Genomic DNA, 13804 nt, shown 5'->3' with positions numbered 1-13804 from the left:
TTTCAGTCGTGAGACTGGATCGACAGCTGTCCAATTAAAGGCTGAGATTTTCATCCACACCGATATGCCGCGCACGCTGCTCTGCCGAGTTGGTGTTTGCCGTAAGGCAAGCGCCCAGCGTTGTCGTTGGTGGTGTGGACTCTCAAGCGTGAGGTAAGGGCATTTGGTGGATGCCTTGGCATGTACAGGCGATGAAGGACGTGGCACGCTGCGATAAGCGTCGGTGAGCTGTGAGCAAGCTTTGACCCGACGATTTCCGAATGGGGAAACCCACCTTCACCAATTAATTCAGTGGTTGAGCAATCAACGACCGAGTTAATTGGGGCAAGGTATCACCGAAGTGAATACATAGCTTTGGTGAAGCGAACCCGGCGAACTGAAACATCTCAGTACCCGGAGGAAAAGACATCAACCGAGATTCCGTTAGTAGTGGCGAGCGAACGCGGACCAGGCCAGTGCCTGATATTCAACTAGCAGAACAACCTGGAAAGGTTGGCCATAGCGGGTGACAGCCCCGTATGCGAAAGTGATGTATCAGGACTCGAGTAGGGCGGAACACGTGAAATTCTGTCTGAACATGGGGGGACCACCCTCCAAGCCTAAATACTCGTACATGACCGATAGCGAACTAGTACCGTGAGGGAAAGGTGAAAAGCACCCCGATGAGGGGAGTGAAACAGTACCTGAAACCGAATGCCTACAAGCAGTGGGAGGGGCTTTATGCCCTGACCGCGTACCTCTTGCATAATGGGTCTGTGACTTAATGTATCAAGCAAGCTTAAGCCGATAGGTGTAGGCGCAGCGAAAGCGAGTCTGAATAGGGCGACTTAGTTTGATGCATTAGACCCGAAACCCGGCGATCTATGCATGACCAGGATGAAGGTGCGGTAACACGCACTGGAGGTCCGAACCGATTAACGTTGAAAAGTTACCGGATGAGTTGTGCTTAGGGGTGAAAGGCCAATCAAGCCGGGAAATAGCTGGTTCTCCGCGAAAACTATTGAGGTAGTGCCTCGGATGAACACCCTAGGGGGTAGAGCACTGGATGGATGCGGGGGTCGCGAGATCTACCAACTCTAACCAAACTCCGAATACCTAGGAGTGATATCCGGGAGACAGACGGCGGGTGCTAAGGTCCGTCGTCAAAAGGGAAACAGCCCTGACCTACAGCTAAGGTCCCCAAGTCACGTCTAAGTGGGAAAGCATGTGGGAATCCCAAAACAACCAGGAGGTTGGCTTAGAAGCAGCCATCCTTTAAAGAAAGCGTAACAGCTCACTGGTCTAAATAAGGGTTCCTGCGGCGAAGATGTAACGGGGCTCAAGACGTGCACCGAAGCTTAGGGTGTGATCGTTTACGATCACGCGGTAGCGGAGCGTTCCGTAAGCCTGTGAAGTGGAAGGGTAACCGACCATGGAGGTATCGGAAGTGCGAATGCAGACATGAGTAGCGATAAAGAGGGTGAGATGCCCTCTCGCCGAAAGACCAAGGGTTCCTGCGCAAGGCTAATCCGCGCAGGGTGAGCCGGCCCCTAAGACGAGCCCGAAGGGGGTAGTCGATGGGAACCACGTTAATATTCGTGGGCCTGGTGGTGTGTGACGGATTGCGTGTGTTGTCAGCTCTTAACGGATTGAGCTGGCTTCGAAGCAGTCCCGGGAAATAGCCCCACCGTATAGACCGTACCCGAAACCGACACAGGTGGTCAGGTAGAGTATACCAAGGCGCTTGAGAGAAGTGTCCTGAAGGAACTCGGCAAATTGCCTCCGTACCTTCGGAAGAAGGAGGCCCTACATAGGCGCAAGCTCTTGTAGGGGGCACAGGCCAGGGGGTAGCGACTGTTTAGCAAAAACACAGGGCTCTGCTAAGTCGGCTTCAAGACGACGTATAGGGCCTGACGCCTGCCCGGTGCCTGAAGGTTAAGTGGAGGAGTGCAAGCTCCGAAATGAAGCCCAGGTAAACGGCGGCCGTAACTATAACGGTCCTAAGGTAGCGAAATTCCTTGTCGGGTAAGTTCCGACCTGCACGAATGGCGTAACGACTTCCCCACTGTCTCCAGGACATGCTCAGCGAAATTGAATTCTCCGTGAAGATGCGGAGTACCCGCGGTTAGACGGAAAGACCCCGTGCACCTTTACTGCAGCTTCAGAGTGGCAGTGGAGAACAACTGTGTAGAATAGGTGGGAGGCTTTGAAGCATCGGCGCCAGCTGATGTGGAGCCACCAAGTGAAATACCACCCTGTTGTTCTTTACTGTCTAACCTCGTACCGTCATCCGGTACAGGGACCCTCTGTGGCGGGTAGTTTGACTGGGGCGGTCGCCTCCTAAAGAGTAACGGAGGCGCGCGAAGGTTGGCTCAGGCCGGTTGGAAACCGGCTGTTAGAGTGCAATGGCATAAGCCAGCCTGACTGCGAGACTGACAAGTCGAGCAGAGACGAAAGTCGGTCATAGTGATCCGGTGGTCCCTCGTGGAAGGGCCATCGCTCAACGGATAAAAGGTACGCCGGGGATAACAGGCTGATAACCCCCAAGAGCTCATATCGACGGGGTTGTTTGGCACCTCGATGTCGGCTCATCACATCCTGGGGCTGGAGCAGGTCCCAAGGGTTTGGCTGTTCGCCAATTAAAGTGGTACGTGAGCTGGGTTCAGAACGTCGCGAGACAGTTTGGTCCCTATCTGCCGTGGGCGTCGAAATTTGAGAGGAGTTGACCCTAGTACGAGAGGACCGGGTTGAACATACCTCTGGTGTACCAGTCGTTCTGCCAAGAGCGCAGCTGGGTAGCTATGTATGGACGGGATAACCGCTGAAAGCATCTAAGCGGGAAGCCTCCCTCGAGATAAGATTTCATAGAGCGGTCGAAGACCACGACCTTGATAGATCGGATGTGGAAGCGCGGTAACGCGTGGAGCTAACCGATACTAATTGCTCTTTTCGCGCTTGAGAGTTTCACACCCCCATCGACAACCCTGGGTTGTCTGGATCCGGGTGGATGAACATTCCAGCCTTTGACAGTGCACGATTTGAAAACCCCATGTTTCCCCAAACGCCACACCTGCTTCATTGCTTGGTGGCCATAGCGTCTGTGACCCACCCGATCCCATCCCGAACTCGGCCGTGAAACCAGACAGCGCCGATGGTACTATTGCTCAAGCAATGGAAGAGTAGGTCGCCGCCAGGCATTGAAGCCGGTGTCGCGTCTGGACCCAGGAAACACGGAAAACCCATTCACATGTCCCCCGTTCGCCCTACCAAGGGCACCAGCATTGGCGCGGGGTGGAGCAGCCCGGTAGCTCGTCAGGCTCATAACCTGAAGGCCGCAGGTTCAAATCCTGCCCCCGCAACCAATTTAACTTGTCGCACCTCGGACGCAGCCGCTTCCGGGGTGTTTTTGCGTTTGCCCTCCTGCGAGATCAGCAGCATCGCCGCGAGGTCGCCCGTCATTTCGACCTGCAGCTGCCCATCCACTGGCGTCAACACGATCCGGTCGATCAGGCCGCGGATGATCTCCTGTGCCTGCATACGGGTCTCTGGAGAGCTATATGCCTCGAGGAGATTCTCGACCTTCTCGCGATAGAGCTGCGCGATCCGCGGGTGCAGCAGGGCTGGCGTCTCGCCGTCGCCCGCTGACCGCATCATGGCCTTTAGATCCGACTTGCGCCTTCCAAGCCGATTGAGTTCGTCGCTGAGGAGTGAAGCGTCTACGCCTTTCAGGATGGCGTCAGTGAGTCGGCGGATACCTGCCTCCACGGATTTCAGTTCCTGCCGATGAGCTGCGCTGTCCTGATCCCGCTCTCGAGTGAGGCGGTTCGTTTCCCGAACATACTCCTCCACGAACGCTTCCACGACCTCCGGCTGGAGCATGTCCTGCTTCAGGGCTGCGAGGACCTGCTCCTCGAGATCGCGGATACGGATCGTGAGCGTGTTGCTGCAGCCGGCATCGCCATAGTTGGTGCGTGCGTGGCAGGCCGAGCGCAGCTTGCCGACTTTGCCATAGTTCGATCCGCATACGCCGCAGGTAACCTTGCCGGTGAGCAGGTACTTCGGCCGCTGACGTGCCCAAAACGGCGTCACGTCGGGACCGTGCGGGCAGGCTGTCTTCTCCTGGCGCTCCTTCACGCGCGCCCACAGGTCGTCGCTGACAATCCGCAGATGCGGCACTTCGGCCGTTTTCTTCACCTCCTCTGGGTTGGCGAAGGCGTGGCGCTTACCGGTTTCGGGGTCCTTGCGGAACGTCTGTCGCTGATGTTCAGGGCGCCCGATATATGCTTGGTTGTTCAGAATTCCCGTGCCCCGCTTCTTATTGCCGTTGATGGTGGACGCCGACCATTTGCCGCCCCTCGGGCCCGGCACTCCCCGCCGGACAAGCTCCTTGGCAAGATCCTTGCCGGAGCGTCCCGCCGCGTATCCTTCAAAAATCAAGACGACCGTGTCAGCCTCAAGAGGGTTCACCTTGAGGTGTCCAGGGATACGATCACCACGCGCGTCGAGCTTGAAGTCGAATTCATAGCCATAGGCGCGCCCCCCAGCATTCAGGCCCTTCATGTGGCGATCGGCGAGCGCATCCCGCGTCTTGCGGGAAGTCGCCGACAACTGCTCGGCATTCATGGTGCCCTTCATACCGACATGAAGCCGAGTGATCTCGCCCTCGGCGACGGTAACCAGCCGAATTCCAAGGAAAAGAAGTCGTTCGAATACTTTTGCCGTGTGCGCCTGGCCGCGGGAGACTCGATCCAGCTCATCTGCCAGAACGACATCGACCTCACGGCGCTCGCACGCTGCGAGCACGGCTTGAATCCCGGGGCGGTTCAGCGTGGCGCCTGATACCGCTTCGTCAGCCCAAGCACCGGCTTCGTGCCAGCCCTGGCGTGCGATGTACGCACGCATGTTGCCGTTCTGAACCGCGATGGTTTCCGGCTTCTGCATATCGGTCGAATAGCGGGCGTAGAGTGCGACCCTCGTCATTTTAGGTCCCATGCTAGCGAAGTTGCAATTGAAGATGTCCCCGTCCGTGTTGGCCAGCATGCGGCTTCCGTTTACCGCTTCCTTTCAACCGCGGACGGGGAGAGACGTCTTGTGCTTCCCGGGACCTTGGGAGAGGGGCTTCAGCCCCGCATGCTGCTACCGAGGCAGGTGATCTGCCCCTTATCCAGCGTCACCAGCGAAATACCCCTTGACTGAAGGTTCGCCACGAATGTGGCGACCTCCTCGGAACTGCGAGACACCCGGTCCAGGCTCTCCACCAGCACGGTTTCGACGGCGCCCGCTTCGCACGCCGCCATCAGCGCTTTGAAGCCCGGCCGATCGAGAGCGGCATCAGACCGCGCATGGTCTGCCCATCCACCGACTTCCCGCCAGCCGCGCTGCGAAGCCATGTCTCGCAGCCTCCGGAAAGGTGCCAACGCTTCTCGCGGCCCCTGCGGCTCATGCGAATGCCGAGCGTAAAGTGCAACTTTGGTCATTTTACCTGCCTTTCGGTGGGAATGTTCTGAAGGTGAGTCTTGGCGACGTCGCGCGCAAGCAGCCTCGCCAACGCGATTGCGGCGTTGTTGCAGTTGCCTTGTGTCGAAGTGGCACGAGTGCCAGAGGGAGTGCGATCTTCCATTCACCAGCACACACTCCAAAAGAATCGCCTAACCCATGCGAGTCGGCGGAGTTCTGCCGGCGCTTTTGAAGCGCTTGCCGCGGCCGCTTTAGAGAAACAGAGAACAGGCAATAGAACCTCACGGTATGCACGTGAGAGGCCTTGAGCGCTTGCGCCCCGTTCCCGTTCTGTTCTAGATGGTGGCCCGCTGCCGATGCAGCGGTCCGACATCATTGGGAGCTTCGGCATGGAGCATGACCTCCAGTTGCGCGCTGCTGCGCGTGCGATCTACGACGCCTGCTATCCGAGCGAGGAATGGGCGCCGTTCGGCTTCGACGAGGCGGAGCGCTTTCGGACGGTCCATTATCGTCAGGCGGTAGGCGCGGCGCTGCAGGCGCGCCGGGCGCTGTACGATCGTGCCGTCCAACCGACTCTGTTCGCCGAGCGGGCGCGCGCCTGACGCTCGCGCGATGGATGCGATCGAACGGACCAACTGGCTGGCGCATCGCTGGCCGATCGAGCTCGAAACCTTCTCCTATGGCGGATGGCTGATCCATGTGGGCAGGGTCGAGGGGCATCGCTTGGGGCAGGTCAACTCCGCTGCGGAGTTCGAGACCTGGAAGGCGGCACAGCGGCCGCTGTGCCTTGCGCGCTTCATTGCGGGGCGACGCGAGCTCCACCCGCCGGCGGTGCTCGTGGTTGCCGGCAAGTACCGTCTGGGCCGTATCCCGCCCGAGTTGTGGTGTGGCTATGACGCGACGCTGCTGATGGATGCACCGGCGGCCACGCTTCTCTCCGCCAAGGTGCGGGCGATGTTCCCGGCCTGGCCGGACGCCCTCATCCGGGTCGTGCCGCAGGCGCAGGTGCCTGCGCTCGGCCTGCACCCTGCGCCTGCCGCGGCAGGTCCGCGCCTGCGCTTGGTCGGCTGATATGGCACGCTATGACGCTGACGGCGGGCAGGTGCCCCGGACGCTGTTCGAGGCTGCGGCGTTCCACCGTTCGGTCCGGGCAGCCTGTGCCGGGTGCGGGCACATCGGCGTCTTTCATGCCGCGGCGCTCTGGCGGCTGTTCGAGCGCAGGCAATGGCCGGGCTTGGTCGCCGAGGTAGGCGCTCGCCTCCGATGTTCGCGATGCGGGCGACGCGGCACGACGATCAGCCTGACCCGCGATCCGCCGACGATCACCAGCCTGCCGCTCCCGAGCGATGTCGAATGGCGGCGGGCGGTCAGCCGGTTTCGCGCCTAGAACAGGGCCGGCTGTTCGACAGCGCCCTTGCGTTTCACCCAGGGCTCGCCGGTCCGCTTCATGACGATCAGGTCATCGGGGAAGCAGCGCGCCTGGAAAGCGAGGATGTCGTCGAAGCTGCCGTGCAGCCAGCGATCATGGTCGTCGCGGTGGAGCAGCACCGGCATGCGATCATGTACCGGGCGGATCGCCTCGTTGCAGTCGGTCATCACGCCGGAATAGACGGGACCCCATTCGGCGCTGTCGCGCCACAGTCCCGCCCAGGCGAAGATTGGGGCGTCCTTGACTCTGAACCAGGTCCGCATCTTCGATCCCTTGGCGCCCTCCGCTTCGGCAAAGCCGGTCAGCGGAATGAGGCAGCGCCACTCGGGCTTGCGCGCGAGGCCGACCCACATCGGCTTGGTGAGATCGGCGATGTTGTTGACCGGCTTCGGCTTGGCGGTTGGGCTCATTCCCTTGAGCCGGAGCGGGAAGCCCCAGACCATCGACTGCAGCACCCGCGCGCCCGCTTCCTCGCGCACCACCATGCCGGGGTAGCCGGGATAGACTTCCTCGCCCGCATTGGACTGCACCGGGGTATCGACGCCGAAATGGGCCGCGACTTCGGCGGCGCTCTTCCGAAGCTGGTAAAGATTGCACATGACGGCAGCCTAGGTCGCAGGCGAGGGGGCTGCAACGCGCAGCCCACGATTTGCGGCTAGAGCAGGTCCAACTGCGTGCCATCGGGCGGCGGACCGCCGCCGCGCCAGGGATCTTCGGTGCGCAGGACGGCCATCCGCTCGGCGGCGATCGGCGGGCGAAACTGGAAGTTCCGGCAGAAGCCCGCCCAGGCTAGGATCGGCTGGTCGCGGACCGAGAACCATGTCCGTGTCTTGGCGCCTTCGTCGCCGTCCGGGTTGCCGAAATGCGTGATCGGGATGACGCAGCGGTAGCGCGGATCGACGACAGTCTGCTCCCAGAGGGGATTGGTGAGATCCGCTACCAGACCGATGATCTCGGGCTCGTTCCGCTGCAACTGGGTGTCGCGGATCCGGCGGGGAAAGCCCCAACGCATCATCCGCAGACGCCTGCGGCCACCGGCCTCGAACATCACCAGCCCTTGGCGGCCCTCAGTAACGTGGGGCGGAAGGGGGATCTGCCCCACGGGCTCCGCGTCCAGGAAGCGGGCGACATCGTCGATCGTGGCACGGAGGCTGTGAAGGCGCGACATGGTTCGACGCGGGAGCCTAGCGGTACCCGCTAGGTGGGCAAGACCCAGCTGCCTGCACTGCCGAATGTTCCAGACGGCCGTCCGACATCGCAACGCCGAGGAGACGCTCAGCGAGAATCTGGAGGCCGGTCACCGATTGAAGCCGAGGAAATCTCGGAAGGCTCACGGTTCGTATAGGACACTCAGTACAGGTTGCTTATCGCGACACCGCAGATCCCTCTATTACGGCACCTCGCGACCAGCTTGCGCCATTCACGCGTCCGCCGTTCAACGGCGGGTTATGCCAGAACCTGCCGCCTCCTCGGCAAAAGGCCTCTTCCGGCTGCGGGCACACTCCCACCATATACGCGCTCCGCCCCCGGTGGGGGGGAATCAGGCGTGCTTGGAGAAGCGCAAGCGATGCGTGGCGGGATTGGTGCCGAGGTGCCGCTGGAAGGCACGTCGCATGGTCTGCTCATCACCGTAGCCGGACTGTACAGCCACGTTCTTGAGCGGCAAGTCGGTCAGCTCCAAAGCTCTACTCGCAGCCTCGAGGCGCATCAGCTCGACCGTTTTCGCCGGCGTGCGTCCGACCTTCGTCACGTAGGCACGCGCGAAGGTGCGCGGTGTCATTCCCGCACGCTCCGCCAGGCAATCGACGGAAAGGTGAGCCGTCAGGTTCGCAGCGATCCAAGCGTGGAGCTCAACGAAGGCGGGGTCTCGCGATTGCATGGCGAGTGGAACACTGAATTGCGATTGGCCACCCGAGCGCTTCATAAATACGACCATCTGCCTCGCAGCGTCTATCGCGACGCGCGAGCCATAATCCTGCTCTATCAGCGCCAGTGTGAGATCGATCCCCGCGCTTACTCCCGCCGACGTCCAGAGCTTGCCGTCGCGGACGAAGATACTGTCCGAATCTACGTCCAAGGCCGGGTGAAGAACCTTCAGCTTCTCAAGCCACGCCCAGTGCGTGGCGACCCGCTTGCCTTCGAGTTGGCCCGCGGCCGCCAACAAGAACGCGCCGGTGCAGATCGAACAGAGCCTGCGCACGGACGCCGCGCGCGTTGCAAGGAAGTCTCGCAGGCCCGGAGTGACCACATATTCGTCGCCGGGACACCCTCCGGGTGCCATAAGCGTGTCGATCGCCACGCCCTCAAGCGAAGACACGCTAACGGTGACAACCGGCAAGCCCGACCCCGTGATAACCTGGCCGCCCTGTTCGGACGCTACGATCAAGGCGTAGCGCGCAGGTGCGCCCGTCGGCACGCTTCTATTCGCAGTCGTTAGCGCTTGCAGCGGACCCGCAAGGTCGAGCAGGTTCATGCCGTCATAGGCAAGCAGAACAACAGTCAGCGGCCCGGCAGGCTGCTCAGCAGCCCCGCCGACGACGTGCTCGTTCAGCGGCAGGGCGGTAGGCTCGCTCATTTTCCTGCCTGCAGATCCCCCCAGGGGTACTCCATCGCCAAAGCCGACAAGCGTGCCGTGCCGCTGCCATAGCGCTGCGCGATGGCGTCGAGTGCGGCGTTCAACGCGGCGCCCCCGGCAGGCGCCCCTTCAAGGACAATTCGAAGGTCAGGGGAAAGGGTCGCGGCGGCCTCTGTCCTTATGCGCAGGCCTCCCCGCAACCGCACCGGCGCGCCCGTATTGGAGACGAGGTGAACCTTATCACGCATGGTCCGCGACCATGCCTCGGCTTGCAGCGAAAGCGCAACCTCCTCTGAGCCGTCCCAAACGTCGATCGAAATGGTCTCCGGTTTCGCTCTCATATTGGCCGTGTGCACGGCAAAATCGTCGGCGCGGATTTTGAAAGCGTCGCTCTCGTGCACCGTACCCCAGGAGCGTTCGCCGAAGCGCTCAGCTGTAACGTGCGCAACCTGTGCTCCTGCCATCGTTTCAATAAGCGCCAAGCTGATCGGAAGGGCAGCGGAGACACCGGCGCTGGAGGCGACGTCGCCGTCAGCTACGTAGCGCGTGTTCGTGCGCCAGTTAACCTTAGGGTAATGCTTGCGTCGAGAGGACAGTGACGCCCAGTGCCCGGTAGCGCTACGACCATCAAGCAGCCCAGCCTCCGCCAAAAGTTCCACACCGTCGCAGATCGACATTAGCGCAGCCCCGCGCGCGTGCTGCGTTCGAAGCCAGGCGACTTCTTCAGTGTGCTTGTCCGAGGTAGCAGGCACGATTACATAATCGGCGCCTTCTGGGTAAGCGCGATCGAACTCGGCCGCCGTCATATCCGGCACAAGCGTGAGCGGGCCTGCTTTGAGATCGCCCGGCGTCATGCTGACCGCGATCACCTTGGCGACCCCGGATTGCGCCAAAACCCCATAGGGCACGACGAAATCCGACAAAACCGCCTTCTCCGTCGCAACAACGACTACCACGGGTAGCGCTCCGGGGCGCTTATTCACATGGGCGAGCGGCAAGCCTTCCCCTTCGCCTTCCTTCGGCAGGCCTGAAGGCATTGCCGGAGCAGCAATAGCCAAGCCGCAGCCTACGCCGAAGGTGACGGCGGCAAGAAGGAGTGGAGAACAGGCGCGAGGCATTCGGAGCATGGAGGTTCCTTTCAGTCACCCCCTTCCTCCCACCCGTCATGCTCGGCTGAAAGGTCATCCTAGCGTCTTTTCCTGCCAATGCGCAGGTCGTACCTGGCGTGGTGTTCCCCCTCGGGGCGGATAGCCGCCGTTGATCACAATCGATCAAGTCGACCGCTGGCGAGTAAGCGCGGCCTGCAGGCCGCCTTGCGGCATCGTTGATAGCCGGGATGCTTGCCGCCTTTAACGAGGGCGGTGGTGGTGCAGGGAGTTTCGGGTTCTACGAGCAGTCCTACGAGCAGTCGTATGACTGGTCGCATGGAGGTCGTCGGCCGTGTGTCGGGCCGGCGGCGATGGTCGGATGCGGAGAAGCTGGAGATCCTGGCCGAGGCGTTCCAGCCTGGCGTGCGGGTCTGCGATGTGATCGCCCGGCGCGAGGTTTCGAGCAGCCTGATCTATACGTGGCGCAAGCAGTTGCGGGCCGGCAAGCTGGCCGGGGCGGCAGCGTCGCTGCCGGTGTTTGCCGAGGTTCGGCTCGCCCGGCCGGTGGTGCCCGCGTCGCCGCCGGTGCCGTGTTCGTCGGGCCGCATCGACATCGCGCTGCCCAGCGGCGTGCGGATCAGTGTCGACGGCGGGGTGGATGCGGAGGCGCTGGCACGGGTGCTGTCGGTGCTGCGGTGAGCCCGGCGCCGTTGCCGACGCGGGTATATCTGGCGTGCGGCGTGACCGACATGCGCAAGGGCTTCGACGGGCTGGCGGTGCTGGTGCAGCAGGTGCTGGCGAAAAACCCGCATTCGGGCGCGCTGTTCGCGTTCCGGGGCAAGCGCGGGCATCTGGTCAAGCTGCTGTGGTTCGACGGGCAAGGCCTGTGCCTGTTTTCGAAGCGGCTCGATCGGGGCCGTTTCGTCTGGCCAGTGACGACAAGCGGCACGGTGGTGCTGACGCCGGCGCAATTGTCGATGCTGCTGGAGGGCATCGACTGGCGCCGCCCTGAGCGGACGTACACGCCGACGCTGGCGGGCTGAAACCGGCGGTTTTGCGTTGCTTTTGCTCGCCTGTGGTGCTGCGATCTGCTAGGAAATCCGGGTGTCGGAAGCGCCCGTTTCCCCTGCTGATGCCACCGCGCGGATCGCCGCGCTGGAGGCGTTGCTGGCCCGGGCCAATGCCGCGCTTGCTGCCCGCGATCTGCTCATCGACAGATTGCGCGGGCAGATCGCCCGGCTGCGGCGGATGCAGTTCGGCGCCTCGTCCGAGAAGCTGGGCCGCGAGATCGAGCAGCTCGAACTGGCGCTGGAAGAGCTGGAAGCCGAGCGCGACGCGGCGCCGGTAGGGGAGCGCCTGTCCGAGACGGCGTCGCGGCCGGCACCGGTCCGCAGCCTGCCGACGCACCTGCCACGCGAGGAGGTCTTCCACGAACCGGCCTCGGGCGCCTGCACCTGCCCCGATTGCGGCGGCGCGTTGCGCCGGCTGGGCATGGATGCGCATGAGATGCTTGACGTGGTGCCGGTGCACTGGCGGGTCATGCGCAACATCCGCCCCAAATATAGCTGCCGGGTCTGCGAGAAGATTGTCCAGGCGCCTGCGCCGGCCAGCGCCGTCGCGCGCGGCAAGGCCAGCTTCGCCACGCTGGCGCATGTCGTGGTCTCGAAGTTCGAGCACCATCTGCCGCTGTACCGTCAGGCGGAGATGATGGCGGCGCAGGGGCTCGATATCGACCGCTCGACGCTGGCCGGCTGGGCCGGACAGGCCACTGCGTTGCTCGATCCGGTCGTCGCCCGTATCCGCGACGCAGTCCTCAAGGCCGACAAGATCCATGCCGACGACACCCCGGTGCCGGTGCTCGACCCCGGCCGCGGCAGGACCGCGACGGGACGGCTATGGGTGTACGCGGCCGACGACCAGGCCTCGGGCAGCACGGCGCCGCGTGCGACTTGGTATCGCTTCACGCCGGACCGCACCGCCGCCCACCCGCTGGCACATCTCGCCGGCTTTCGCGGGTTCCTCCAGGCCGATGCTTATGCTGGCTATGACGGGCTGTATCGGGGCGGCGTGACTGAGGTTGCCTGTTGGGCGCATTTCCGGCGCAAGATCTTCGACCTGCACGAACGTACGCCCACGCCGCTGACCACCGACATCCTCGAGCGGATCGGCGCGTTCTACGCCGTCGAGGCCGAGGTGCGCGGCCAGCCGCCGGATATTCGGCACCGGGCACGGCAGGAACGCAGCAAACTGCTGGTCGAGGCGCTGCGCGCGGTGCTCGATGCCGCGTTGCGTCGCCTGTCGCCCAAGTCCGACATGGCCAAGGCGATCGCCTATGGCACCAAGCGCTGGCCGGCGCTGTCGCGCTTCCTGGACGATGGCCGGCTGGAGATCGACAACAACATCGCGGAACGCGCGCTACGCGGCGTCGCCATCGGCCGCCGCAACTGGCTGTTCGCCGGTTCGCGCGTGGGCGGTGAACGCGCCGCCGCCATCTACACCGTCATCCAGACCTGCAAGGCCAACGGCGTCGACCCACAGGCCTATATCGCCGATGTAATCGCCAAAATCGCCAGCGACTGGCCGGCCAGTCGCTGGGATGAACTCCTGCCGTGGAACTGGGTAGGCGAACCTGCCAAAATGGCGGCATGAGCGCCGAAACCATCGCCCGCCTCCATATTGTCCTGAACGACATCGAACCCGCCATCTGGCGCCGGGTCGACGTGCCGGTCACTGCCAGCCTGAAGATGCTCCATGACATCATCCAGGCCGCCATGGGCTGGGGGCATTACCACCTGTGGCATTTCGAAGCCGGAGACCGGCGCTACGGTGTGCCCGACCCGGCATGGCCGGACCACGGCATGGCTGCGGCGCGGAACGTCAAGCTCGCGGTGCTCCTCGACCGCGGCGTACGGGAACTCCTCTATACCTACGACATGGGTGATGACTGGCGGCACACCATCACCGTCGAAAGCATCGGCTCCGGTGAGCCGGACCAACAATATCCGCGCTTTGTCGATGGCGCGCGACGTTGTCCGCCCGAGGATGTCGGGGGGCTACCCGGCTTCGAGATGTTCCTCGATGCCATGGCCGACCCGACCCACGAGGAGCACCATCGTCTACGTGAATGGTACGGCGGCCCTTACAATCCCGACGATATCGACGAACGCCTCACCCGACGCGCCGTCGCCGCCATCGCGGGCCGCCGCCATGCCGGGAAGATCGCCTACCTGAAAAGCCGAGCACAATAGCAAGGCGGCCTACCGGCCACGCTTACGC

13 protein-coding genes, 1 tRNA gene, 2 rRNA genes and 1 pseudogene are annotated in these 13804 nt (G+C 62.7%); 11 read left to right on the top strand and 6 right to left on the bottom strand.

Translation table 11 applies throughout. From position 1 onward, the window contains the following. Positions 1-143 precede the first annotated feature (143 nt). The 4 genes from ACTJKY_RS21750 (at position 144) to ACTJKY_RS21735 (ending at position 3624) form a co-directional block, all read left to right on the top strand. Positions 144-2939 (top strand): 23S ribosomal RNA (locus ACTJKY_RS21750). Between the two features lie 121 nt (positions 2940-3060). Further along, positions 3061-3175 (top strand): 5S ribosomal RNA (gene rrf, locus ACTJKY_RS21745). Positions 3176-3264: 89 nt separating this feature from the next. Further along, positions 3265-3341 (top strand) — tRNA-Met (locus ACTJKY_RS21740). A 7-nt stretch (positions 3342-3348) separates the two neighbouring features. Then, positions 3349-3624 carry a hypothetical protein gene (locus ACTJKY_RS21735; RefSeq protein ID WP_440848140.1) on the top strand — a complete coding sequence of 92 codons (276 nt, stop codon included), beginning with the start codon at positions 3349-3351 and terminating at the stop codon, positions 3622-3624. Positions 3625-3924: 300 nt separating this feature from the next. On the opposite strand, the pseudogene ACTJKY_RS21730 reads toward ACTJKY_RS21735, so the two are convergent. Both ACTJKY_RS21730 and ACTJKY_RS21725 read right to left on the bottom strand, forming a co-directional pair. Continuing rightward, positions 3925-4920, bottom strand: a pseudogene (locus ACTJKY_RS21730) (recombinase family protein); the annotation flags it as partial. Between the two features lie 179 nt (positions 4921-5099). Next, the gene (locus ACTJKY_RS21725) at positions 5100-5456 is read right to left on the bottom strand and encodes a recombinase family protein (RefSeq protein ID WP_440848139.1); all 357 of its coding nucleotides are present in this window, start codon (positions 5454-5456) and stop codon (positions 5100-5102) included. A 369-nt stretch (positions 5457-5825) separates the two neighbouring features. Between ACTJKY_RS21725 and ACTJKY_RS21720 the strand changes: the two genes are divergently transcribed. The 3 genes from ACTJKY_RS21720 to ACTJKY_RS21710 are packed head-to-tail and all read left to right on the top strand — an operon-like array spanning position 5826 to position 6823. Continuing rightward, entirely contained in the window at positions 5826-6038 is a 213-nt protein-coding gene (locus tag ACTJKY_RS21720) for a hypothetical protein (protein WP_440848138.1), read from the top strand. A 10-nt stretch (positions 6039-6048) separates the two neighbouring features. Then, positions 6049-6507: a hypothetical protein gene (locus tag ACTJKY_RS21715; RefSeq protein WP_440848137.1), complete on the top strand. Its 459-nt coding sequence runs from the start codon at positions 6049-6051 to the stop codon at positions 6505-6507. A gap of 1 nt (position 6508) precedes the next feature. Continuing rightward, positions 6509-6823, top strand: coding sequence for a hypothetical protein (locus ACTJKY_RS21710; protein ID WP_440848136.1), 315 nt, complete (start codon positions 6509-6511; stop codon positions 6821-6823). On the opposite strand, the gene ACTJKY_RS21705 is transcribed toward ACTJKY_RS21710, so the two are convergent. The 4 genes from ACTJKY_RS21705 to ACTJKY_RS21690 all read right to left on the bottom strand — a co-directional run bounded on the left by ACTJKY_RS21705 (position 6820) and on the right by ACTJKY_RS21690 (position 10477). Next, positions 6820-7464 (bottom strand): SOS response-associated peptidase, encoded by a 645-nt coding sequence (locus ACTJKY_RS21705; protein ID WP_440848135.1) that lies wholly within the window; start codon positions 7462-7464, stop codon positions 6820-6822. The two genes, ACTJKY_RS21710 and ACTJKY_RS21705, sit on opposite strands and share 4 nt — an antisense overlap. 56 nt (positions 7465-7520) lie before the next feature. Further along, positions 7521-8033 (bottom strand): SOS response-associated peptidase family protein, encoded by a 513-nt coding sequence (locus ACTJKY_RS21700; RefSeq protein ID WP_440848134.1) that lies wholly within the window; start codon positions 8031-8033, stop codon positions 7521-7523. Positions 8034-8405: 372 nt separating this feature from the next. Next, positions 8406-9440 carry a GlxA family transcriptional regulator gene (locus ACTJKY_RS21695; protein ID WP_440848133.1) on the bottom strand — a complete coding sequence of 345 codons (1035 nt, stop codon included), beginning with the start codon at positions 9438-9440 and terminating at the stop codon, positions 8406-8408. Continuing rightward, positions 9437-10477, bottom strand: a complete 1041-nt coding sequence (locus tag ACTJKY_RS21690; protein WP_440848132.1) for a DJ-1/PfpI family protein — start codon at positions 10475-10477, stop codon at positions 9437-9439. The genes ACTJKY_RS21695 and ACTJKY_RS21690 overlap by 4 nt, the downstream gene beginning before the upstream one ends. A 375-nt stretch (positions 10478-10852) precedes the next feature. On the opposite strand from ACTJKY_RS21690, the gene tnpA reads away from it, so the two are divergent. Genes tnpA through ACTJKY_RS21670 form a run of 4 tightly spaced genes read left to right on the top strand, consistent with a single transcriptional unit; the run spans position 10853 to position 13776 of the window. Next, complete coding sequence (tnpA, locus tag ACTJKY_RS21685; RefSeq protein ID WP_440847116.1) at positions 10853-11227, top strand: IS66-like element accessory protein TnpA; 375 nt, start codon at positions 10853-10855, stop codon at positions 11225-11227. Next, on the top strand, positions 11224-11571 hold the full coding sequence (tnpB, locus tag ACTJKY_RS21680; protein ID WP_440847117.1) for an IS66 family insertion sequence element accessory protein TnpB: 348 nt from the start codon (positions 11224-11226) through the stop codon (positions 11569-11571). Before tnpA ends, tnpB begins: the two co-directional genes overlap by 4 nt. A gap of 55 nt (positions 11572-11626) precedes the next feature. Next, the gene (gene tnpC / locus ACTJKY_RS21675; RefSeq protein WP_440847296.1) at positions 11627-13177 is read left to right on the top strand and encodes an IS66 family transposase; all 1551 of its coding nucleotides are present in this window, start codon (positions 11627-11629) and stop codon (positions 13175-13177) included. Further along, on the top strand, positions 13174-13776 hold the full coding sequence (locus ACTJKY_RS21670) for a plasmid pRiA4b ORF-3 family protein (protein WP_440847118.1): 603 nt from the start codon (positions 13174-13176) through the stop codon (positions 13774-13776). The genes tnpC and ACTJKY_RS21670 overlap by 4 nt, the downstream gene beginning before the upstream one ends. Positions 13777-13804 lie beyond the last annotated feature (28 nt).

The sequence above is a fragment of the Sphingomonas sp. 22176 genome (assembly GCF_052045505.1).
Classification (GTDB): domain Bacteria; phylum Pseudomonadota; class Alphaproteobacteria; order Sphingomonadales; family Sphingomonadaceae; genus Sphingomonas.
This window is presented reverse-complemented; position numbering and strand designations above follow the sequence as displayed.

What these genes read in the sequence shown, in the direction of transcription:
- ACTJKY_RS21725 (WP_440848139.1), bottom strand. Translation starts at nt 5,456, where the DNA reads ATGACCAAAGTTGCACTTTACGCTCGGCATTCGCATGAGCCGCAGGGG.
- ACTJKY_RS21720 (WP_440848138.1), top strand. Translation starts at nt 5,826, where the DNA reads ATGGAGCATGACCTCCAGTTGCGCGCTGCTGCGCGTGCGATCTACGAC.
- ACTJKY_RS21715 (WP_440848137.1), top strand. Translation starts at nt 6,049, where the DNA reads ATGGATGCGATCGAACGGACCAACTGGCTGGCGCATCGCTGGCCGATC.
- ACTJKY_RS21710 (WP_440848136.1), top strand. Translation starts at nt 6,509, where the DNA reads ATGGCACGCTATGACGCTGACGGCGGGCAGGTGCCCCGGACGCTGTTC.
- ACTJKY_RS21705 (WP_440848135.1), bottom strand. Translation starts at nt 7,464, where the DNA reads ATGTGCAATCTTTACCAGCTTCGGAAGAGCGCCGCCGAAGTCGCGGCC.
- ACTJKY_RS21700 (WP_440848134.1), bottom strand. Translation starts at nt 8,033, where the DNA reads ATGTCGCGCCTTCACAGCCTCCGTGCCACGATCGACGATGTCGCCCGC.
- ACTJKY_RS21695 (WP_440848133.1), bottom strand. Translation starts at nt 9,440, where the DNA reads ATGAGCGAGCCTACCGCCCTGCCGCTGAACGAGCACGTCGTCGGCGGG.
- ACTJKY_RS21690 (WP_440848132.1), bottom strand. Translation starts at nt 10,477, where the DNA reads ATGCCTTCAGGCCTGCCGAAGGAAGGCGAAGGGGAAGGCTTGCCGCTC.
- tnpA (WP_440847116.1), top strand. Translation starts at nt 10,853, where the DNA reads ATGACTGGTCGCATGGAGGTCGTCGGCCGTGTGTCGGGCCGGCGGCGA.
- ACTJKY_RS21670 (WP_440847118.1), top strand. Translation starts at nt 13,174, where the DNA reads ATGAGCGCCGAAACCATCGCCCGCCTCCATATTGTCCTGAACGACATC.